Origin of the sequence: Micromonospora sp. NPDC047707 (genome assembly GCF_040704235.1) — a bacterium.
GTDB lineage: Bacteria > Actinomycetota > Actinomycetes > Mycobacteriales > Micromonosporaceae > Micromonospora.
Map to the genome: position 1 here is coordinate 223,514 of NZ_JBEYSU010000001.1, position 20,303 is coordinate 243,816.

18 protein-coding genes are annotated in these 20,303 nt (G+C 72.7%); 8 read left to right on the forward strand and 10 right to left on the reverse strand.

Annotated features, from left to right (window positions below; translation table 11 throughout):
* The first annotated feature begins 132 nt into the window (after positions 1–132).
* Positions 133–918, forward strand: coding sequence for a transcriptional repressor LexA (gene lexA / locus AB0873_RS01135; RefSeq protein ID WP_155333471.1), 786 nt, complete (start codon positions 133–135; stop codon positions 916–918).
* Positions 919–1,019: 101 nt separating this feature from the next.
* Here lexA and AB0873_RS01140 read toward each other — a convergent pair whose 3' ends face one another.
* The gene (locus AB0873_RS01140) at positions 1,020–2,669 is read right to left on the reverse strand and encodes a hypothetical protein (RefSeq protein WP_366597904.1); all 1,650 of its coding nucleotides are present in this window, start codon (positions 2,667–2,669) and stop codon (positions 1,020–1,022) included.
* A gap of 152 nt (positions 2,670–2,821) precedes the next feature.
* Entirely contained in the window at positions 2,822–4,264 is a 1,443-nt protein-coding gene (gene hflX, locus AB0873_RS01145; protein WP_366598050.1) for a GTPase HflX, read from the reverse strand.
* Between the two features lie 175 nt (positions 4,265–4,439).
* Here hflX and AB0873_RS01150 point away from each other — a divergent pair, with 175 nt between their 5' ends.
* Positions 4,440–5,912, forward strand: coding sequence for an NAD-dependent malic enzyme (locus AB0873_RS01150; RefSeq protein ID WP_155333473.1), 1,473 nt, complete (start codon positions 4,440–4,442; stop codon positions 5,910–5,912).
* 88 nt (positions 5,913–6,000) lie between these two features.
* Here the strand turns inward: AB0873_RS01150 and dapF are convergent, their stop codons facing one another.
* From dapF to AB0873_RS01165, 3 genes are read right to left on the reverse strand one after another with little or no spacing between them, the layout of a single operon-like run.
* A complete protein-coding gene (dapF, locus tag AB0873_RS01155; RefSeq protein ID WP_366597905.1) occupies positions 6,001–6,843 on the reverse strand; it encodes a diaminopimelate epimerase in 843 nt (280 codons plus the stop codon).
* Between the two features lie 7 nt (positions 6,844–6,850).
* Positions 6,851–7,810 carry a tRNA (adenosine(37)-N6)-dimethylallyltransferase MiaA gene (gene miaA, locus AB0873_RS01160; RefSeq protein ID WP_230689121.1) on the reverse strand — a complete coding sequence of 320 codons (960 nt, stop codon included), beginning with the start codon at positions 7,808–7,810 and terminating at the stop codon, positions 6,851–6,853.
* Entirely contained in the window at positions 7,795–8,514 is a 720-nt protein-coding gene (locus tag AB0873_RS01165; protein ID WP_366597906.1) for a class III extradiol dioxygenase subunit B-like domain-containing protein, read from the reverse strand. The genes miaA and AB0873_RS01165 overlap by 16 nt, the downstream gene beginning before the upstream one ends.
* Before the next feature lie 346 nt (positions 8,515–8,860).
* Between AB0873_RS01165 and AB0873_RS01170 the strand changes: the two genes are divergently transcribed.
* Complete coding sequence (locus AB0873_RS01170; protein ID WP_366597907.1) at positions 8,861–10,069, forward strand: DUF349 domain-containing protein; 1,209 nt, start codon at positions 8,861–8,863, stop codon at positions 10,067–10,069.
* A gap of 108 nt (positions 10,070–10,177) precedes the next feature.
* Here the strand turns inward: AB0873_RS01170 and miaB are convergent, their stop codons facing one another.
* Positions 10,178–11,677, reverse strand: a complete 1,500-nt coding sequence (miaB, locus tag AB0873_RS01175) for a tRNA (N6-isopentenyl adenosine(37)-C2)-methylthiotransferase MiaB (RefSeq protein ID WP_366597908.1) — start codon at positions 11,675–11,677, stop codon at positions 10,178–10,180.
* A gap of 53 nt (positions 11,678–11,730) precedes the next feature.
* Between miaB and AB0873_RS01180 the strand changes: the two genes are divergently transcribed.
* Positions 11,731–11,958 (forward strand): DUF2277 family protein, encoded by a 228-nt coding sequence (locus tag AB0873_RS01180; RefSeq protein WP_155333478.1) that lies wholly within the window; start codon positions 11,731–11,733, stop codon positions 11,956–11,958.
* 13 nt (positions 11,959–11,971) lie between these two features.
* Here the strand turns inward: AB0873_RS01180 and AB0873_RS01185 are convergent, their stop codons facing one another.
* Positions 11,972–12,451, reverse strand: coding sequence for a hypothetical protein (locus AB0873_RS01185; RefSeq protein ID WP_155333479.1), 480 nt, complete (start codon positions 12,449–12,451; stop codon positions 11,972–11,974).
* A 200-nt stretch (positions 12,452–12,651) separates the two neighbouring features.
* Positions 12,652–13,641 carry a selenide, water dikinase SelD gene (gene selD, locus AB0873_RS01190; protein WP_366597909.1) on the reverse strand — a complete coding sequence of 330 codons (990 nt, stop codon included), beginning with the start codon at positions 13,639–13,641 and terminating at the stop codon, positions 12,652–12,654.
* Between the two features lie 180 nt (positions 13,642–13,821).
* On the opposite strand from selD, the gene AB0873_RS01195 reads away from it, so the two are divergent.
* From AB0873_RS01195 to AB0873_RS01210, 4 genes are all read left to right on the forward strand, one after another.
* Positions 13,822–14,577 carry an amino acid ABC transporter ATP-binding protein gene (locus AB0873_RS01195; protein WP_155333481.1) on the forward strand — a complete coding sequence of 252 codons (756 nt, stop codon included), beginning with the start codon at positions 13,822–13,824 and terminating at the stop codon, positions 14,575–14,577.
* A gap of 59 nt (positions 14,578–14,636) precedes the next feature.
* On the forward strand, positions 14,637–15,503 hold the full coding sequence (locus AB0873_RS01200) for a glutamate ABC transporter substrate-binding protein (RefSeq protein ID WP_155333482.1): 867 nt from the start codon (positions 14,637–14,639) through the stop codon (positions 15,501–15,503).
* 78 nt (positions 15,504–15,581) lie between these two features.
* The gene (locus AB0873_RS01205; RefSeq protein WP_155333483.1) at positions 15,582–16,256 is read left to right on the forward strand and encodes an amino acid ABC transporter permease; all 675 of its coding nucleotides are present in this window, start codon (positions 15,582–15,584) and stop codon (positions 16,254–16,256) included.
* Positions 16,256–17,152: an amino acid ABC transporter permease gene (locus tag AB0873_RS01210; protein WP_366597910.1), complete on the forward strand. Its 897-nt coding sequence runs from the start codon at positions 16,256–16,258 to the stop codon at positions 17,150–17,152. The genes AB0873_RS01205 and AB0873_RS01210 overlap by 1 nt, the downstream gene beginning before the upstream one ends.
* 133 nt (positions 17,153–17,285) lie before the next feature.
* Here AB0873_RS01210 and rny read toward each other — a convergent pair whose 3' ends face one another.
* Both rny and AB0873_RS01220 read right to left on the reverse strand, forming a co-directional pair.
* Entirely contained in the window at positions 17,286–19,052 is a 1,767-nt protein-coding gene (gene rny / locus AB0873_RS01215; protein ID WP_366597911.1) for a ribonuclease Y, read from the reverse strand.
* Between the two features lie 559 nt (positions 19,053–19,611).
* Positions 19,612–20,301 (reverse strand): regulatory protein RecX, encoded by a 690-nt coding sequence (locus tag AB0873_RS01220; protein WP_366597912.1) that lies wholly within the window; start codon positions 20,299–20,301, stop codon positions 19,612–19,614.
* Positions 20,302–20,303: the final 2 nt, after the last annotated feature.

Here is a 20,303-nt window from a genome sequence, read left to right on the forward strand (position 1 = left end):
GTTTGAAAATGACTGATCTCACCTATACGGTCATGAACGACGGACGCACGGCGGTTCTCCGCCATCGTCACCGCACCACCGCACGCACCACGAGCCGACGAGGCACCACAGCGCCGACCAGGGAGGACGGACGTGACCGAGGACCGGGCCAGCCGGCCGAAGAGCCCGCAGCAGATCACCGACGCGGGTGCGGCGGCCACGCGTCGCCGGGGCGCCGCGCGGAGCCGCACCGGCGCGCCCGCCGTACGCCCGGTCACCCCGGTGGTGAGCGCCTTCCCCGACCCCGCGACGGTCGACCTGACCGCCCGCCAGCGGCGGATCCTGGAGTTCATCCGCACCTGGGTCGAGCGGCACGGCTACCCGCCGAGCGTGCGGGAGATCGGCGAGGCGGTCGGCCTGGTGTCGCCGTCCAGCGTCGCCTACCAGCTCAAGGAGCTGGAGAAGAAGGGCTTCCTGCGCCGCGACCCCAACCGGCCGCGCGCGGTCGACGTCCGGGCCCCCAGCGACGTGATCGACGACGAGCTGGCCCGCTCGCAGCGCCCGACGCCGGCGTACGTGCCGATGCTCGGCCGGATCGCCGCCGGTGGCCCGATCCTCGCCGAGCAGGCCGTCGAGGACATCTTCCCGCTCCCCCGCGAGCTGGTGGGTGAGGGCGAGGTCTTCATGCTCCAGGTCAAGGGCGACTCGATGCTCGACGCCGCCATCTGCGACGGCGACTGGGTGGTGGTCCGGCAGCAGCCCACGGCCGACTCCGGTGACATCGTCGCGGCCATGCTCGACGGCGAGGCGACCGTGAAGACCTACCGGCGCCGCGACGGGCACGTCTGGCTGATGCCGCAGAACCCGGCCTTCGACCCGATCCCGGGCGACGACGCCACCATCATGGGCCGGGTCGTCGCCGTCCTGCGCCGCATCTGACGTCGGTCCCCCACGGTTCGCCCGACGGTCGGGGCCGTCGGGCGACCGGCGGGGGACGCCGGGCCGGCGGCGGAGGACGCCGTCGCGGTGGTAGCTGTGGCCTAGTAGCGGTCGCCGTGGTAGCCGCGCCCGCCGCCGGGCACCTGCCCGTACGGGCCGTCCCAGCCCTCGTCGGGGCCGTCCTCGCGACGCCGTCCGGCGCGCGGGTCAGGCCCGCCGCCACGCCGCGGAGGCTCGGCCGGGCCGCCGCCATAGACTTCTCCGCCAGGCCGGCGATCCGGCCCGCCGCCGTAGACACCGCCGCGGCCACCGCCGGCCGGGCGACCACCGCTGGGGGGCGGGCTGGCGGGCGGGCGACCGCCGCTGGCCCCGGGGCGCGGGTTGCCACCGCCGCCGTAGACACCCCCACCGGACGGTCGACCGCCGTAGACGGCCCCGGCGGAGCGACCCCCGCCGTACACGCCGCTGGCGGCCGGGGCGACACCCGGTCGACCCGGCTCCCGGCCGCGCCCCGCCCCGTCGGCCGCGCCGTACACACTCCCGCCGGCGGCGCCGCCGTAGACCCCGCCCCGCGACCGGTCGTCCGCGGCCGGGAAACCGTCGGCCGGGCCGCCGTCGTCGGTGCGCTCGTCGTCGTCCGGGCCCGCGACGGGGTTGCGGCGGGCGCGCAGGATGCCGAACACTCCGGCGCCGACCATCGCCACACCGATCAGGCCCACCGCGCCGACCAGGTACATGATGTCCTGCAACGACAGGCTGTCGAACCACGACGCCTCGGCCGCCTTCTTCGGCTCGGCCGCGGCCGCGACCGGCTTGGCGCCCTGGGTCGACGGCTTGTACGCGAGGATGTCGACGGTCTCGCCCTCCTCCAGCTGCCCGCCCTCGGAGACGGTGAGAAAGGACTTGCCGTCGGGGCTGTACGAGATGGCCTCGCCGAACGGGTCGGCGAGCGGTGTCACCCGGGGCTCGGTGGTGGTGAGCGCCTTGACCACGTCACCGCCGGCGACGTCGTACTCGAAGGCGTCCGCGTACGTGCGCAGCACCACCCGGGAGCCGTCCGGGGAGCGGGCCGCGCCGGTGATCGCCGTCCGGCCGAGCACCCCGAGCCGGTTGTCGGTCTCCGTCTTGGGCAGCTCGACGTCGCCGACCTTCTTCATCGGCACCGGCGCGGTGTCGCCGCTGCGCAGCTCCCCGTCCGGGGTGAAGATCTCGGCCTTACCGGAGGTGACCTTGGTGATGATCAGCGGGTTGCCGTCGTCGCCGATGACCAGCGCCTCGGCGTCACGCGGCTTGCCGTCCGGGTACGCCAGGCGGTGCAGCGTCGCCGGCTTGCCGCCGCCGACGGGCAGGGTCCACACCGCCACGCGCTCGCGGCGCTGCCGGCTGGTCACGTTGTCGCCGGTGTCGGCGACCCAGAGCGTCCGGCCGTCCGGCGAGAGCGCCAGGTCCTCCGGGTCCGCCGGGCCGCCGCCCGAGTAGCGGACCGGATCCTTGGCGATCCTGCACTTGGTGTCCAGGAAGAAGATCCGCTTGCGGCTGTCCACCTCGGTGCCATCGTTGATCACGACGTAGCCGGTCTTGATGGCGACCAGACCGGAGAGCTCGACGAGCCGTTGGTCGGTCACGGTGCAGCGCTTCTGGCCCGCCGCCTCGGCCGGTGCCGGGGCGGCGGCCAGGACGGCACCGGTGACTGCCACGGTCGCCCCCAACAGGCTGAGGGCACCCGTGACCGAGGTGAGAACGCGGCGCATCCTCACAGTGTCGCACGCCGACGACACGACTCCGTGCGCCTGGACGGGCCAGGGCCCGTCCAGCCGATCATCCGTCGGCCGGCGGCAGGTCCGGCCGACGCCCGGCGGCGTCCGGACCTCGCCTCGGCTCGACAAGATCGGCAGGCCGGACCCTAGGAGCGCGGGCCGACGGGCTCCGCCGCCTCGAAGGGAGCCAGCTCGGCGGCGAGTGCCTCGCCGACCCGGACGTGCAGCAGGGTGCCCTCGGGCAGGTGCGCGGTGCTCAGCACCTCGCCCTGCCGGTGTACCCGGGCCACCAGGTCCCCCCGGTCGTACGGCAGGACCGCGCGGACCTCGACGGCCGGGCGGGGCAGCCGACCCTCGACCGCGGTACGCAGATCTTCGACACCGCGACCGGTGTGCGCGGAAACGAAGATCGCCTCCGGCCACAGCCGCTTGAGCCGCAGCAGGGTCTCCTCGTCGGCCGCGTCCGCCTTGTTGACCACGAGCAGCTCGGGCAGCCGGTCGGCGCCCACCTCGGCGAGCACCTCGCGGACCGCGCGGACCTGCTCCTCCGGGTCCGGGTGGGTGCCGTCCACCACGTGCACGACCAGGTCGGACTCGGCGACCTCCTCCAGCGTCGAGCGGAACGCCTCGACGATCTGGTGCGGCAGGTGCCGGACGAAACCGACCGTGTCGGACAGGGTGTAGACGCGCCCGTCGGACGTGGTGGCCTTGCGGGTGGTCGGGTCCAGCGTGGCGAAGAGCGCGTTCTCCACCAGCACGCCGGCCCCGGTCAGCCGGTTGAGCAGGCTGGACTTGCCGGCGTTCGTGTAGCCGGCGATGGCCACGGCCGGCACGGCGTTGCGGGCCCGACGGGCGCGCTTGGTCTGGCGTACCGTCTTCATGCCCTTGATCTCCCGGCGCAACCGGGAGATCCGGGTACGAATCCGGCGCCGATCGGTCTCCAGCTTCGTCTCACCGGGACCGCGCAGACCCACGCCGCCGGCACCGCCGGCACGAGCGCTACCACCGCTCTGGCGGGACAGCGTCTCACCCCAACCGCGCAGCCGCGGGAGCAGGTACTCCAACTGGGCCAGCTCGACCTGCGCCTTACCTTCCTTGCTCTTCGCGTGCTGGGCGAAGATGTCCAGGATCAGCGCCGTCCGGTCGACCACCTTGACCTTGGTGCGCTGCTCCAGGTTGCGCAGCTGGGACGGGGAGAGCTCACCGTCGCAGATCACCGTGTCGGCGCCGGTCGACAGCACGACCGCGCCCAGGTCGTTGACCTTGCCCCGGCCGACGTAGGTGGCCGGGTCGGGGCGGTTGCGCCGCTGGATCAGCCCCTCGAGCACCTGCGAGCCGGCCGTCTCGGCCAGCGCCGCCAGCTCGGTCAGCGAGTTCTCCGCGTCGTCCTGCGTGCCCTCCGTCCAGACCCCCACCAGGACGACCCGCTCCAGCCGCAGCTGGCGGTACTCGACCTCGGTGACGTCGGTGAGCTCGGTGGAGAGGCCGGGGACCCGCCGCAGCGCCTGCCGCTCCGACAGCTCGAACTCGCCGGTGGTGGCGTCGAGCTCGTCATCCTCGAACGGCTCGAAGGTCTCCTGGTCTCGCAAGCTCACTACTCCTGTCCGTTTGGTCACGTAGGAAGCAATCCTGACATGTGCCAACGCCGGACGCACCCGCTATATGCCCGAGGCCGTACCCGCCGGTAGCGGGGCCGCGTGCCGGCCGACCTGCCCCGGAGAGTAGAAATGCGGGCAGCCGTACAGCGTCGACGGAGGGATCTGCGTGGCCATCACCCGACTGCCGAGTGCCGGATTCTCGATCACGATCCGGATCGCGGTCCCGGCGGACGCCTCGTCCATCGGACGACTGACCACGTCCGTCGGGGAGGCCGGGGCGATCGTCACCGCGCTCGACGTGGTCGACTCCGACCCCACCCACGTGATCGTCGACCTGACCTGCGACACCGCCGACGCCAGCCACGCCGACCAGGTGGTCGACGCGCTCACCGCGATGGACGACGTCGACGTCCGCAAGGTCTCCGACCGGACGTTCCTGCTGCACCTCGGCGGCAAGATCGAGGTCAGCTCGAAGGTCGCGCTGCGCACCCGCGACGAGCTGTCCCGCGCGTACACCCCCGGGGTGGCCCGGGTCTGCCAGGCGATCGCGGAGAACCCGGCGGACGCCCGGCGGCTCACGATCAAGCGCAACACGGTCGCCGTGGTCAGCGACGGCTCCGCCGTGCTCGGCCTGGGCAACCTGGGGCCGGCCGCGTCGCTGCCCGTGATGGAGGGCAAGGCGGCGCTGTTCAAGCGCTTCGGCGGGGTGGACGCCTGGCCGGTGGTGCTCGACACGCAGGACACCGACGAGATCGTGTCGATCGTCAAGGCGATCGCGCCCGCGTACGGCGGCATCAACCTGGAGGACATCGCGGCGCCGCGCTGCTTCGAGATCGAGGCGCGGCTGCGGGAGGCGCTGGACATCCCGGTCTTCCACGACGACCAGCACGGCACCGCGATCTGCGTCCTGGCGGCGCTGACCAACGCGCTGCGCGTCGTGGGCAAGCAGCTCGCGGACGTCCGGGTCGTGGTCTCCGGCGCCGGCGCGGCCGGCACCGCGATCATGAAGCTGCTGCTGCGGCAGGGCGTGGGCGACATCATCGCGTACGACCGGCAGGGCGCCCTGCACCGCGGGATGCCGAACCTCAACCCGGCCTGGGAGTGGCTGGCCGACCACACCAACAAGGAGAACTACTCCGGTGACCTGCCGGGGGCGATCCGCGGGGCGGACGTGTTCATCGGTGTGAGCGCGCCGAACCTGCTGACCGGCGATGACATCGCCGCCATGGCGAAGGACGCGATCGTGTTCGCGCTCGCCAACCCGGACCCGGAGGTGGACCCGCGGGAGGCCCGCAAGCACGCCGCCGTGGTCGCCACCGGCCGCTCGGACCAGCCGAACCAGATCAACAACGTGCTGGCCTTCCCCGGCGTCTTCCGGGGCATGCTGGACGCGCACGCGGAGGAGTTCACCGAGGAGATGGCGATCGCCGCCGCCCGGGCGATCGCCGACGTCGTCGGCGAGGACAAGATCAACCCGACGGTCATCGTGCCCAGCGTCTTCGACAGCCGGGTCGCTCCCGCGGTCGCGGCGGCGGTCCGCGCCGCCGCCCAGAACCCGTCGGCAACCCCACCCCCGGCAGCCGACCCGGGCCCGGCCGACCTCCCGGAGATCGCCGCCAACGCCAGCGCCACCCCGTAACCCGAAACCCTGGCCCCCGATCTGCGCCTTCCGGACCATCGAGGCACAAAGTGCACGATCGCGGGGACGAGGGTCGGGACCGGTGGGATCAGGTCAGGGCCGCAGGGGTCACCTCGCCCGTCGCGACCAGGACCGCCGGGCCCGCGAGCCAGCAGGTGTCGTCGGTGATCGTGACCGCCAGGCGGCCGCCCGGGACGTCCACCGCCACCACGCCGGTGTTGCGGCCCGCGTCGCGCAGGGCGACCGCGGCCACGGCGCAGGCGCCGGTGCCGCACGAGAGGGTCTCGGCGCTGCCACGTTCGTACACCCGCATGAGGACGTGGCCGTCCGTGCCGTCGACCGGGTCGCCCGGCGCGGTGAACTCGACGTTCACCCCGGCCGGGAAGACCGCCGGGTCGACCTGCGGCGCCTGGGTGAGGTCGAGCGCGGTCAGGTCCAGGCCGGCCGGCAGCGCGCAGACCAGGTGCGGGTTGCCGACGTCGACGGCCGTGCCCGGCAGCGTCAGCCCGCCGAGGGCGGCGGTCGCCGTGTCGTACAGCCGGGGACGGCCCATCTCGACCGCCACCCCCGCCCCCTCGACGCGCGCCCGCACGAGACCGGCCCGGGTGGCCACCGGCAGCACCGCGCCGTCGGGTGCGGCCAGCCCGGTCTCCAACAGGTAGCGGACGAACACCCGGGCGCCGTTGCCGCACATCTCGGCGAACGAGCCGTCGGAGTTCCAGTAGTCCATGAACCACTCGGCCTCGTCGGCCAACGCGGCACCCTCGGGGTGCTTCGCCGCCCGGACCACGCGCAGCACGCCGTCACCGCCGATGCCACGCCGCCGGTCGCAGAGCCCGGCCACCAGGCCGGGCGTGAGATCCAGCGCGCCGTCCGGGTCGGGCAGGATCACGAAGTCGTTGCCGGTGCCGTGCCCCTTGGTGAACTCCACATCCCCATCATCGCGCAGCGCCGGCGACCACCCGCAGGGCATCCGCCACCAGCCCGGGCGACGCCGAGTCGAGCCACCGGACCCGCGGGTCACGCCGGAACCACGACCGCTGCCGGCGGACGAACCGCCGGGTGGCCCGGATCGTCTCCTCGTACGCCTCGGTCTCGGTCAGCTCGCCGGCCAGGAACCGCAGGACCTGCTGGTAGCCGAGCGCCCGGCTGGCCGTACGCCCCTCGGGCAGGCCGCGACCGACCAGCTCGCGGGTCTCGGCGACCAGGCCGTCGGCCCACATCCGGTCGACCCGCAGCGCGATCCGCTCGTCGAGCGGCGCGGTGTCCAGGTCGACGCCGACCTGCACCGACGGGTAGTACGGCGTGGGCTCGGGCAGCGACGCGGTGAACGGCGCGCCGGTCAGCTCGATCACCTCCAGCGCGCGGACGATCCGCCGTCCGTTGCCGGGCAGGATGCTCGCCGCCGCCTCCGCGTCGGCCTCGCGCAGCCGCGCGTACAGCGGAGCCGGCCCGACCTGCGCCAGCTCCGCCTCCAGCCGCTCCCGGACCGCCGGGTCGGTGCCCGGGAACTCGAACTGCTCCAGCACCGCCCGCACGTACAGGCCGGAGCCACCGACCAGCAGCGGCACCCGTCCCCGGGCGAGGATGTCGTCGACGGCCGCCCGCGCCAGCCGCTGGTACTCCGCGACACTCGCCGGCTCCGTCACGTCCCAGATGTCCAGCAGGTGGTGCGGCACCCCCTCCCGTTCGGCGACGGTGAGCTTGGCGGTGCCGATGTCCATGCCCCGGTAGAGCTGCATCGAGTCGGCGTTGACCACCTCCCCGTCGAGCGCGTGGGCGAGAGCGATGCTCAGCGCCGACTTGCCGGCCGCGGTGGGCCCGACCACCGCGACCACCGCGCCGACCGGCGGACGGCTGCCACCGGCCCCGACCGGCCCGGTCACGCCGGCTCCCAGGAGGCGACGAGGTAGGCCACGCCGTAGGGCGCCGCGTCGTAGGTCACCTCGCCCCGCCAGTCGCCGCCGGCCGCGCGGACCGCGCCGGCCAGCACCTGCCAGGGCGCGCGGCCGGCGACCCTCAGCTCGGCCGACAGCACCGGGTCGAGGTCGAGCAGGGCGTCGGCGTCCGCGGCGGCCAGGGCCCGGGCGACCCCCTCGTCGTACGGCTCGGCGCGCGGGTCGTCGTAACCCGGGGACTTCTCGCCCCGGCAGGCCGAACCGTCCCCCATGACCAGCAGCGCGGTGCGGTGGTCGCCCCGGCGGAGCAGCTCCGAACCGAGGTCCACGCAGCCGGACACGGACTCGTCGACCGCGACCGCCTCGGCGGACCGGGGCAACGCGGTGCCGGAGCGGCCGACCAGCCACGCCCCCAGGGTCAGGCTCAGCGGGAGGCGCTCGGCGCCGGCACCGTCGGTCCGCCCCAGCGGGACGCTCCGGTCCACCCCGTAGCCCCGCAGCGACCCGCGGTCGGAGGCGCCGAACGGCGTCGTCGCGGGCCCGCCGCCCACGAGGACGATCTCGTCGGGCCCGGCGGCGAGGAGCCGGGCCACGGCGGCGTCGCAGGCCGTACGGAGGTCGTCCAGCTCGGGCGCGGCGGCCCCGGCCACCTCGGGAACGAGCAGGGGCGGGTGCGGGCAGACGGCGGCGGCGACCAGAGGCACCTGGTCACCGTAGCGGGGCCACGGCGGGCGCGACCGGGTGCCCGCCGATCGGTCGGACGGGCCTCGCCCCGGGCGACGATCCCCCTCTGCGCACCCCGAGCGGCCACCTCCGGGCGTCCCGCAACCGTCGTCGGGGCCGATCGACGGGTCTGGACCGTACGGATGATTCCGACACTCACCCTCCGACGGGAGCGCGCGGGCGGTAGGACACCGTATGGTCACGGTCGGCGATAGGCGCTCGACGGGAACGGGGGCGCACCTGTGACAATGCCGGGGAGAAACTTGGCTGCGCCGTGGCGGTGCTCGCGGGACTGACCCGCGACGCCGGGAGAACGAGGATGGGCACATGAGCGACTGGACTGCCTTCGGACGGGTGGACGCGGACGGCACCGTGTACGTCAAGACCGCCGAGGGCGAGCGGGTGGTCGGTTCCTGGCAAGCAGGAGCACCGGAGGAAGGGCTGGCCCACTTCGCCCGTCGCTTCGCCGACCTGGTGACCGAGGTGGATCTGACCGAGGCTCGGCTCAACTCGGGCGCCGCGGACGCGGCTCACTCGCTCAGCACGATCCGCCGGCTGCGCACCTCGCTGGCCGAGGCGCACGTCGTCGGCGACATCGACGGGCTGGCCGCCCGGCTGGACCGGCTCGCCGGCGTCGCCGAGGAGAAGGCCGGCGAGGCCCGGGCGGCCCGGGACGCCGCCCGCGCCGAGGCGCTCGCCCGCAAGACGGCCCTGGTCGAGGAGGCCGAGAAGCTGGCCGCCGAGTCGACCGGCTGGAAGACCGCCGGGGATCGGCTCAAGGAGATCCTCGACGAGTGGAAGACCATCCGCGGGGTCGACAAGAAGACCGACGGCGAGCTGTGGAAGCGGTTCGCGGCGGCCCGGGACGGCTTCACCCGCCGGCGTGGCGCTCACTTCGCCTCCCTCGACGCGCAGCGCAAGCAGGCCCAGGCGGTCAAGGAGGAACTGGTCGCCGAGGCCGAGAAGCTCCAGGACTCCACCGACTGGGCGGCCACCGCGGGCCAGCTCAAGGACCTGATGAACCAGTGGCGGGCGGCACCGCGCGCCTCGAAGGAGGCCGAGCAGCGGCTCTGGGAGAGGTTCCGGGCCGCGCAGGACGCGTTCTTCTCCCGGCGCAGCGAGGTCTTCTCCGCCCGGGACAACGAGCAGCGCGCCAACCTGGAGCGCAAGCAGGCGCTGCTGGCCGAGGCCGAGGCGCTGGACGTCAACGGCGACCCGAAGGGTGCCCAGGCCAAGCTGCGGGAGATCCAGGCGCAGTGGCACGAGGCCGGGCGGGTGCCCCGGGAGGCGGCGGCGGGCCTGGAGCGGCGGCTGCGTGCCGTCGACGAGAAGGTCCGCGAGGTGATGGACTCGGCGTGGCGGCGCACCAGCCCGCAGGACAACCCGCTGCTGGCCCAGATGCGGGCGCAGGTCGCGGAGGCCGAGGAGCGGCTGGGCCGGGCCCAGGCCGCCGGTGACGCCCGCCGGATCCGGGAGGCCGAGCAGGCGCTGGCCTCGAAGCGGCAGTTCCTCCAACTGGCCGAGCAGGCCGGCTGACGTGATCGAGCCGGAAGCCCCGGTCCCGTGACGGGACCGGGGCTTCCGCCGCTCCGGCTCTTGGGGTCAGCCAGGTCGCGCGCCGCGGCGCGGCGCCGGCCCGCTCGGTCAGTGGGCGGCGCAGCCGCCGGTCGCGGCGGGTGCCGGCGCCGGCGCGCCGATCGTGGGCAGGCCGAGCAGGACCCCGGGGGTACGCGGCGCACGCCCCGCCTCGGCGGCGTCCCCGGCCCGGGTGCGCCGGTGCGCGAGCGGCTCGCCGTCGGCGTTCAGGTGGTGCGGGGCGGCGTACGTCACGACGGTGTGCACGATGTCGCCGGGGCGGATCCGCCCGGCGAGCGACCCGACGTCGAAGTGCACCAGGCGGCCGTCCCGGGCGCGCCCGGACATCCGGCCGGTGCGCTCGTCCTTGCGCCCCTCGCCGACCGCGACCAGCACCTCGACGGTCTCCCCGACCAGCTTCCTGTTCTCCGCCCAGGTGATCTCCTCCACCGTGGCGATCAGCCGCTCGTACCGCTCCTGCACGACCTGCTTGGGCAGCTGCCCGTCCATGGTCGCGGCGGGGGTGCCGGGACGCTTCGAGTACTGGAAGGTGAACGCCGAGGCGAACCGGGCCTCGCGCACCACGTCGAGGGTGCGCTCGAAGTCGGCCTCGGTCTCGCCGGGGAATCCGACGATGATGTCGGTAGTGATCGCCGCGTCCGGCATCGCCGCCCGGACCTTCTCGATGATGCCCAGGTACTTCTCCGAGCGGTACGAGCGGCGCATCGCCCGCAGCACGTCGTCGGAGCCGGACTGCAGCGGCATGTGCAGCGAGTGGCACACGTTCGGCGTCTCGGCCATCGCGGCGATCACGTCGTCCGTGAAGTCCTTCGGGTGCGGGCTGGTGAACCGGACCCGCTCCAGCCCGTCGATGTCACCGCAGGCGCGCAGCAGCTTGCCGAACGCGTACCGGTCGCCGAACTCGACGCCGTACGAGTTGACGTTCTGCCCGAGCAGGGTCACCTCCAGCACGCCCTCGTCGACCAGGGCGCGGACCTCGGCGAGGATGTCGCCGGGGCGGCGGTCCTTCTCCTTGCCGCGCAGCGAGGGCACGATGCAGAACGTGCAGGTGTTGTTGCAGCCGACCGAGATCGACACCCAGCCGGCGTACGTCGACTCGCGGCGGGTGGGCAGGGTGCTCGGGAAGACGTCGAGCGATTCGAGGATCTCCACCTCGGCGGCGGTGTTGTGCCGGGCCCGCTCCAGCAGCACCGGCAGCGACCCGATGTTGTGCGTGCCGAAGACGACGTCGACCCAGGGCGCCTTGCGGACGATCTCGCCGCGGTCCTTCTGGGCGAGGCAGCCGCCGACCGCGATCTGCATCCCGGGGTGCCGGTCCTTGACGGGGCGCAGATGACCGAGGTTGCCGTAGAGCCGGTTGTCGGCGTTCTCCCGCACGGCGCAGGTGTTGAAGACGACCACGTCGGGGGTGTCGTCGGCGTCGGCCGCGCGCACGTAACCGGCCTGCTCCAGCAGGCCGGAAATGCGCTCGGAGTCGTGCACGTTCATCTGGCAGCCGTACGTGCGCACCTGGTAGGTGCGCGGGCTGCTCGCCGCTGCGGTAGTCATGACGTGGACAGCGTATCCGGACAGCCCGGATGGGCCGGAATCGAGGAGGAGCCGTGTGCCGGAGCATCAAGACCCTGCGTGAGCCGTTCACCCCGGCGGTGACCGACGCGGACATCCAGGCCGCAGCGTTGCAGTACGTCCGGAAGATCTCCGGGTTCCGCGCGCCGGCCGCCCACAACGCCGCGGCGTTCGACGCCGCGGTAGCCGCGGTCGCGACGGCCACCGCGACCCTGCTGGACCAGTTGGAGGTACGGAACCGACGCACCCCCACACCCAACTGAGCTTGCTTGCGCCTCAGGCGGCGGCGAGCGCGGGGAGCACCGAGTCGGGGGCCCAGCGCGAGCGGTGGCAGCGGGACCAGCCGCGACAGCCCGGGTTGGCCTCGGTGCAGAGCCGCTGGTTGCTGAGGACCTCGCCGTCGTCCGTCTCGCGGACGTCGAAGTGCACCGGGCGGATCGTGCCGTCGGGGGCGACGAGCAGGTGCCGGGTCTCGTCGAGTGTGTCGTCGCGCAGCACGCAGTTGCGGTTGAGCAGGCGGGCCAGGGCCGCGACGCTGGGCAGCTCGGCCAGGGTGTCGGGCACCCCGTAGCAGTCGACGATCGTGGCGAACTCCCCCGGCGCCTGCCAGATGTCGCAGACCACCGCGTACCGGGGCAGCCGCATCGGGTCGGCCACCGCCAGGGGCATCACCACCCGGCCGAGCGCCTCGGCCAGCGCCGGCCAGACCTCCGCCGGCCGCACCTGGTCGATTCTCCAGTTCCACAGCTCGGTCATGCCGCCTCCTCGCTGTGCTCGTCCCACCGGCCTCCGGATCGGGCCTTACTGACGATGGTGGGGTGCATTTGACCTCAGCCGGGGGCAAGTTACCGGTCTGTGACCATTCCGGGCAAAATTTCCTCGGGCCCCATTGCTCCGAGTAGCGGGAAGGTGACAGTTTATCGGGTATGGTGCCGCGCCAGGCACTCGACACGGGGTCAGCGGAGGACGAGCAGGTGCTCGCTCCGGGGAAGCAGTTCGCCGATCACCGTGGCACCGGGCAGCTCGCCCGCGACGAGCAGGCCGCCCGAGGTCTGCGCGTCGGCCAGCAGCAGACGGTCCGCCTCTCCGGTCGCGCCGAAGTCGGTCCACGGCGTGACCCAGTCGAGGTTGCGGCGGCTGCCCCCGCTGACGTGGCCGTCCCGGACCGCCTCCCGGGCACCCGCCAGGTACGGCACCCGGGTGGTGTCGATCGCCACCGTCAGCCCGCTGGCCCGGGCGAGCTTCGACGCGTGGCCGAGCAGCCCGAAGCCGGTGACGTCGGTGCCGCACCGGACACCGGCCGCCACCGCCGCCCGCGCGGCGTCCCGGTTCAGCGTGGTCATCGTCGCGACCGCCTCCGGGAAGCTCTCCCCGGTGGCCTTGTGCCGGGTGTTGAGCACACCGACGCCGAGCGGCTTGGTCAACGACAGCGGCAGCCCGGCCCGACCGGCGTCCAGCGTGATCAGATCGTCCGGCCGGACGGTCCCGGTCACCGCGAGGCCGTACTTGGGGCCCTCGTCGTCGACGCTGTGGCCGCCCGCGAGGTGGCAGCCGGCGTCGCGGGCGACGTCCCGCCCACCGCGCAGCACCTCCCGGGCCAGCTCCAGCGGGAGCACCTCCCGTGGCCAGCAGAGCAGGTTCAGCGCGACGAGCGGGGTGCCGCCCATCGCGTACACGTCGGAGAGGGCGTTGGTGGCGGCGATGCGCCCCCAGTCGTACGCGTCGTCGACGACCGGGGTGAAGAAGTCGGCGGTGCTGACCACGCCCGTACGCTCGTCGAGTCGGACCACGGCGGCGTCGTCACCGTGGTCGAGACCGACCAGCAGATCGGCCGTGCCCGGGGCCGGGCCGAGGCCCGCCACCATCGCCTCCAGCTCGCCCGGCGGGATCTTGCAGGCGCAGCCGCCGCCGCGGGCGTACCGGGTCAGCCGGACCGGTTCGGTCATCCCCACATGATCTCCGTCGCGGCCGGTGGACGCCAGCCGAGCGGTCAGAAACGGACTCCCGGCACGTCCCGCCAACGGTGTTACCGCTCCGTGACCAACTGAGTTGCATTCCGCCACATCACCCCGCCTACAGTGGCCCAACCGGGGCCATCCGACCTCGGCCGCGCGACGACAGGGACGGTGGACGACGTGACGACGGGCGAACCGCTCATCGTGCTGGACTCGGTCAACAAGTGGTTCGGGCCGCTGCACGTGCTGGACGACGTCTCACTGTCGGTCGGGCGCGGCGAGGTGGTCGTGGTGATCGGCCCGTCCGGCTCGGGCAAGTCCACGCTCTGCCGGACGATCAACCGGCTGGAACCGATCAACTCCGGGACCATCACCTTCGACGGGCAGGCGCTGCCTGCCGAGGGCAAGGCGCTGGCCAAGCTGCGCAGCGAGGTCGGGATGGTCTTCCAGTCGTTCAACCTCTTCGCGCACAAGACCATCCTGGAGAACGTCACCCTGGGGCCGCTGAAGGTCCGCAAGGAGAAGCCGTCGGTCGCCCGGGAGCGCGGCCTGGCCCTGCTGGACCGGGTCGGCATCGCCAACCAGGCCGACAAGTTCCCGGCTCAGCTCTCCGGCGGCCAGCAGCAGCGGGCGGCGATCGCCCGCGCGCTGGCCATGCAGCCCAAGGCGATGCTCTTCGACGAGCCGACCAGCGCGCTCGACCCGGAGATGGTCGGCGAGGTGCTGGACGTGATGACGTCCCTGGCCCGCGACGGCATGACGATGGTCGTCGTCACCCACGAGATGGGCTTCGCCCGCCACGCGGCGAACCGGGTCATCTTCATGGCCGACGGCAAGCTGGTCGAGGACGCTCCGCCCACGGAGTTCTTCGCCAACCCCCGCAGCGAGCGGGCCAAGGACTTCCTCTCCAAGATCCTCACGCACTAGGCGTCCGTATGTGGAGCAACGCCGTCCCCCGGTGGGCTCCGTTCAAGAAGGAGAAGAGTATGCGTATCAAGCGCGTGGCGGCGGTCGCCGCGGTCGCCGCCCTCTCGTTCGCGATGACCGCCTGCGGCGGCGACAGCGAGACGGGCTCCGGCGGTTCGGGCGCCAGTGGCATCGTGGGCAAGGCCGAGGGCCAGAAGAAGCTCGTGATCGGCGTCAAGGCGGACCAGCCCGGCCTGGGCCTGCAGACCGGCAGCCAGTACGAGGGCTTCGACGTCGAGATCGCGAAGATCATCGCCAAGGGCCTGGGCGTCGAAGAGGGCAACATCGAGTGGAAGACCACGGTGTCGGCCAACCGCGAGCCGTTCATCCAGCAGGGCACGGTGGACCTGGTCGTGGCCACGTACACGATCAACGATGAGCGGAAGAAGAAGGTCAACTTCGCCGGGCCGTACTTCATCGCCGGCCAGGACCTGCTGGTGAAGGCCGACTCGACCATCACCGGCCCGGAGCAGCTCGACGGCAAGACCGTCTGCTCGGTGTCCGGCTCCACCCCGGCCAAGCGGATTCAGACCGACTACCCGAAGGCCAAGCTGCAGCAGTTCGACTCGTACTCGAAGTGCCTGCCGGGGCTGGAGAACGGCCAGGTCGACGCGGTGACCACCGACGACATCATCCTCGCCGGCTACGCCGCCCAGGATCAGTACGCCGGCAAGTTCAAGGTGGTCGGCAAGACCTTCTCCGATGAGCCGTACGGCATTGGCCTCAAGAAGGAGGACAAGACCGGCTGCGAGAAGGTCAACGAGATCCTGAAGGCCGCGGCGGCCGACGGCAGCTACAAGGCCGCGTGGGACAAGACCCTGGGTAAGAGCGGCAAGGCCGCGCCCGAGCTGGACACCACCAAGCTGACCAACTGCGGCAGCGTCTGACCGGTTCCGGGGCCGGCATCCCACGGGGATGCCGGCCCCGGCCTGTCACCCCCGCCTCGACGCCACAGGAGCCGAAGCATGCACGTATTCGCTGATCCGACGAACTTCGACGCTTACCTGTCGGGCTTTCTCTGGATTTTGAAGCTGACCGGCGCGTCGGCGGTCTTCGCCCTGGTGATCGGCGTGCTGCTGGCCGCGATGCGGGTGTCCCCCGTGCCGGTGCTGCGGGGCTTCGGGGCGGCCTGGGTCAACATCTTCCGCAACACCCCGCTCACGCTCGTCGTGTTCTTCTGCTACTTCGGTCTCTTCTCGACGCTGGGCCTGAGCCTCGCCGAAGACCTCAACCTGAACAATTACTGGCTCGGCGTGATCGGTCTCTCCGTCTACACCGCCGCGTTCGTCTGCGAGGCCGTGCGCTCCGGCGTCAACACCGTACCGACGGGCCAGGCCGAGGCGGCCCGCGCGATCGGGCTGACCTTCGCCCAGACGCTGCGGATCGTGGTGTTGCCCCAGGCGACCCGCTCGGTTATCGCGCCGTTCGGCAGCATCCTCATCGCCCTGTGCAAGAACGCCACGATCGTCGGCACCATCGGCCTGATGGAGTCCTCCAACGTGATGAAGGACCTCATCAACAGCAACGGCGACGCGGTCATCCCGATCTTCCTGGTCTTCGCGGGGACCTTCGCCGCGATCCTCATCCCCACCGGCTACTTCTTCGGCTGGCTGGCCAACCGTCTGGCGGTGAAGCGCTGATGAGCACCAGCTCCGTCCTCTACGACCACCCGGGGCCCCGCGCCCGCGTCCGCAACCGGGTGCTCAGCGTCGTCTTCGGCATCGGCGTGGCCGTGCTGCTCTGGTGGATCTACTCGAAGTTCGACGAGGCCGGCCAGTGGGAGGCCGCGCTCTGGAAGCCGTTCACCGAGCCGGCGACCTGGACCCAGTTCATCCTGCCGGGCCTGTGGGCCACGCTGAAGGCGGCGGCGGTCGGCATGGTGCTCTCCCTCGCCTTCGGCATCATCTTCGCCGTCGGCCGCCTCTCCGACCACTGGTGGATCAGCGTCCCCGCCGGTGCGGTCGTGGAGTTCTTCCGGGCCGTCCCGCTGCTGCTGATGATCTTCTTCGTCTTCTACGGCGTGCCGTTCCTGATCCAGGGGCCGGTGAGCGCCTTCTGGGCGGTGGTCATCGGGCTGACCCTCTACAACGGGTCGGTGCTCGCCGAGGCGTTCCGCGCCGGCATCCGGTCCGTGCCCGGCGGTCAGTCCGAGGCCGCGTACGCGATCGGCATGCGCAAGAGCCAGGTCATGCAGCTCATCCTGATCCCGCAGGCCGCCCGGGCCATGCTCCCGATCATCGTCAGCCAGCTCGTGGTGCTGCTCAAGGACACCGCCCTCGGCTACATCGTGGCCTACCCGGAGCTGCTCCAGCGCGGCGTCAACGACCTCGCGGCCAACAAGGGCAACATCGTGGCGGCGGCGATGGTGGCGGCTGTCATCTACATCGTGATCAACTCGCTGCTCACCGCCCTCGCCGGCTGGCTCGACCGGCGAAGCCGCGCCCGCGGCTTCCGGATGCCGAGACAGACCCGCCGTGACCTGGCTCCGGACTCGGCACCCGGGGGCGGGTCCACCGTCACCGAGCCGCAGGGCTGAGGACGCCCGCCCGGGCTGCCCCTACCGGTGGGGCAGCCCGGAGACGTCGTCCGGACCGCGTGCCGATGGCCGCTGCGATCGCCCCGCCGCGATAAGCCGGCCGCCGGTAGCAGCGACGAGCGGGTGAACCGGCTCAGCGGGCGATCTCGGTGACGCGGGACTCGCGGACCACGGTGACCCGGATCTGACCGGGGTAGGTCAGCTCCTCCTCGATCTGCTTGGCCACGTCCCGGGCCAGCACGGCGGCGCCGATGTCGTCGACGTCCTCCGGCTTCACCATCACCCGGATCTCCCGGCCGGCCTGCATGGCGAAGACCTTCTCCACGCCGAGCTTGCCGGCCGCGATCTCCTCGATCCGCTCCAGGCGCTTGACGTACGCCTCGAGGCTCTCCCGCCGGGCACCCGGGCGGCCGCCGGAGCACGCGTCGGACGCCTGCGTGAGCACCGCCTCGATGGTCTGCGGCGGCACCTCGTTGTGGTGCGCCTCGATGGCGTGGACCACGTCCTCGCTCTCGCCGTACTTGCGGGCGACGTCGGCGCCGATGATCGCGTGACTGCCCTCCACCTCGTGGGTGAGCGCCTTGCCGATGTCGTGCAGGAACGCGCAGCGCTTGATCGTCGGCACGTCCAGCCGCAGCTCCGCCGCCATGGTGCCGGCGATGTGGGCGGTCTCGACGAGGTGCTTGAGGACGTTCTGCCCGTACGACGTGCGGTAGCGCAGCCGACCGAGCAGGGTGACCAGCTCCGGGTGGATCTCGGTGATGCCGACCTCGACCAGGGCGTCCTCGGCCGCCCGCTGGCAGAGCTGCTCCACCTCGTGCCGGGCCAGGTCGTAGACCTCCTCGATGCGGTGCGGGTGGATCCGGCCGTCCAGCACCAGCTTCTCCAGCGTGAGCCGGCCGACCTCGCGACGCACCGGGTCGAAGCAGGAGAGCAGCACCGCCTCCGGGGTGTCGTCGATGATCAGGTTGACGCCGGTGACCGATTCGAAGGCCCGGATGTTGCGCCCCTCGCGGCCGATGATCCGGCCTTTCATCTCGTCGCCGGGCAGGTGCAGCACGCTGACCACGCTCTCCGCGGTCTGTTCGCTGGCGACCCGCTGGATGGCGTCCACGACGATGTGGCGGGCACGGTCCTCGGCGGTGCTGCGGGCGTCGGACTCGATGTCCCGGACCAGCAGCGCGGCCTCCCGCTTGGCCTGCACCTCGATCGCCTCGATCAGCTCCGCGCGGGCGGCGTCCGCGGTCAGCCCGGCTACCCGCTCCAACTCCCGGCGACGGTGCTCCTCCGCCAGCGTCAGCTCCGCCTCCCGCTGGGTGAGGGCGGACTCGCGGGCCGCGAGAGCGGCGCTGGCGGCGCTGAGCTGCCGCTCCCGTTCGGCGAGCCGCTCCACCTCCTCGGTGTGCAGCCGCTCCCGCTCGTCCATCCGGGCGGCCCGGCGCTCCACCTCGGCGGCCTGTTCCCGGGTCGTCGCGGCGAGGACCGCGACCTCCCGCTCACCGCTGCGCCGCGCGGTGGTTCGCAGCTGCTCGGCGTCGGCCTCGGCCTGCTTGTGGGCCCGCTCCAGGATGGTGTCCGCCTCGGCCCGAGCGTCGTCGAGCACCCGGCGCGCTTCCGCCCGCGCGGCTTTCGCCTCCGCCTTGGCGGCCGCCGCCTCGGCCCGTGCCGCCGCGGCGGCCGACTTCGCCACGTCGATCGTGCTGTTCGCCTCGTCCGCCGCCGAGCGGAGCGCGGCGAGGGACTGCTCCTGGCGGTCCTTCTCGGCGATGAAGGCCGGGTCCTCCGGGGCCGGCGCCGTCCCGAGCCGCCGTACCACGCGGACACCGAGCAGCACCGCCCCGAGCACGACCAGCGTCAGCACCAGGACGGCCACGAGGAGGACGACGTCGAAAGGGCTCATGCCACACCCCCGCCGGCCCGCGCGCTCATGCCGGTCTCCCTGGTGACACCTGCCGCCTAGCCATGGCGCGCCTCCCCTGAACGTCGCGCCGCAGGCACGTGCCGGTGGGCACGCTCCTGCGGCTCTGGACGCCCGACCGGAGCGGCTGGCCATGGGTAGCGCTCCCCGCCGGCGGTGCCCGGGCGGCATCGTCGGCGGTCACGTGCAGTTGTCACGTCGGCTCCGGACCGGCTTGTCCGGAGCTGACAGCAGGACCGACTGGGTCGGCCAAAGTGATGCTGTTCTGTTACGCGATCTATGTTGTGCGCTTAGCCTGCGCTGGTCGGGCAATGTGAGCCTGTATGGCGAGGCTAGGTCTCCGGGGGCGGTCTGGTCAAGAACTCATGATCAAACCCCCCGAACGGAGAGAATCTGCGAGGCGACTCTCCGCTGATCAGAGGCAGGACAGCGGCGGACAAACGCGGACACGCCGCCGGGCCATTCCGGCCGGTCGAGGCGGGTTGGTGACAGCCGGCGCCGCCAGCCGTCGGTTGCGGGCGGGGCCGCTGGCGTACGCCGGTCAGTCGAGTGAGCGGCTCTCCCGGTCAAGATCGCCCTCGGCGTCGGCGAGGGCGTCCTCGTCGATATGGTCGGCGAACTCGGCCGCCTCGGCGCTCTGCGCCGCGAGGGCGTCCTTCACCGCGCGGATCGCCACCCCCGGCGAGTAGCCCTTGCGGGCCAGCATGCCGACCAACCGGCGGAACACCACGTCCGGCTCACCCCGTGCGGTGCGAAGCTTCCGCTCCGCCAGGGCGCGGGCGGTCTCGGCCTCGGTCTCGTCGTCCAACTCGCCGAGCGCCGCCTTGGCGGCGTCCCCGTCGACGCCACGCTGGCGCAGCTCGGTGGCGAGCGCCCGGCGGGCGAGACCCCGGCCGGCGTGGCGGCTGGAGACCCAGGCACGGGCGAAGGCGGCGTCGTCGATGATGCCGACCTCGTCGTACCGGTCGAGGACCGCCGAGGCGACCTCCTCGGAGATGCCCCGCTTCGCCAGCGCGCCGGCGAGCTCGGCACGGGTGCGCGGGCGTACGGCGAGCTGACGCAGGCAGATCTCCCGGGCCACCTCGGCCTCGTCACGGGGCGGAGTGACCTCGGCATCGGTCTCGGTGGCCCGGCCACGGCGACCCCGGCGCGGTGCGGGGGTCGTGGCGTCCCCCGTGCGGGGCGGGCCGGCGTCCCAGCCTCGCCCCGTACGGGCGCGTCGTGATGCCACAG

Excerpts from the sequence above, each read along its gene's own strand:
- AB0873_RS01140 (WP_366597904.1), bottom strand. The coding sequence starts at position 2,669 with ATGCGCCGCGTTCTCACCTCGGTCACGGGTGCCCTCAGCCTGTTGGGG.
- AB0873_RS01170 (WP_366597907.1), top strand. The coding sequence starts at position 8,861 with ATGAGCGACTGGACTGCCTTCGGACGGGTGGACGCGGACGGCACCGTG.
- miaB (WP_366597908.1), bottom strand. The coding sequence starts at position 11,677 with ATGACTACCGCAGCGGCGAGCAGCCCGCGCACCTACCAGGTGCGCACG.
- AB0873_RS01185 (WP_155333479.1), bottom strand. The coding sequence starts at position 12,451 with ATGACCGAGCTGTGGAACTGGAGAATCGACCAGGTGCGGCCGGCGGAG.
- selD (WP_366597909.1), bottom strand. The coding sequence starts at position 13,641 with ATGACCGAACCGGTCCGGCTGACCCGGTACGCCCGCGGCGGCGGCTGC.
- AB0873_RS01200 (WP_155333482.1), top strand. The coding sequence starts at position 14,637 with ATGCGTATCAAGCGCGTGGCGGCGGTCGCCGCGGTCGCCGCCCTCTCG.
- AB0873_RS01205 (WP_155333483.1), top strand. The coding sequence starts at position 15,582 with ATGCACGTATTCGCTGATCCGACGAACTTCGACGCTTACCTGTCGGGC.
- AB0873_RS01210 (WP_366597910.1), top strand. The coding sequence starts at position 16,256 with ATGAGCACCAGCTCCGTCCTCTACGACCACCCGGGGCCCCGCGCCCGC.
- rny (WP_366597911.1), bottom strand. The coding sequence starts at position 19,052 with ATGAGCCCTTTCGACGTCGTCCTCCTCGTGGCCGTCCTGGTGCTGACG.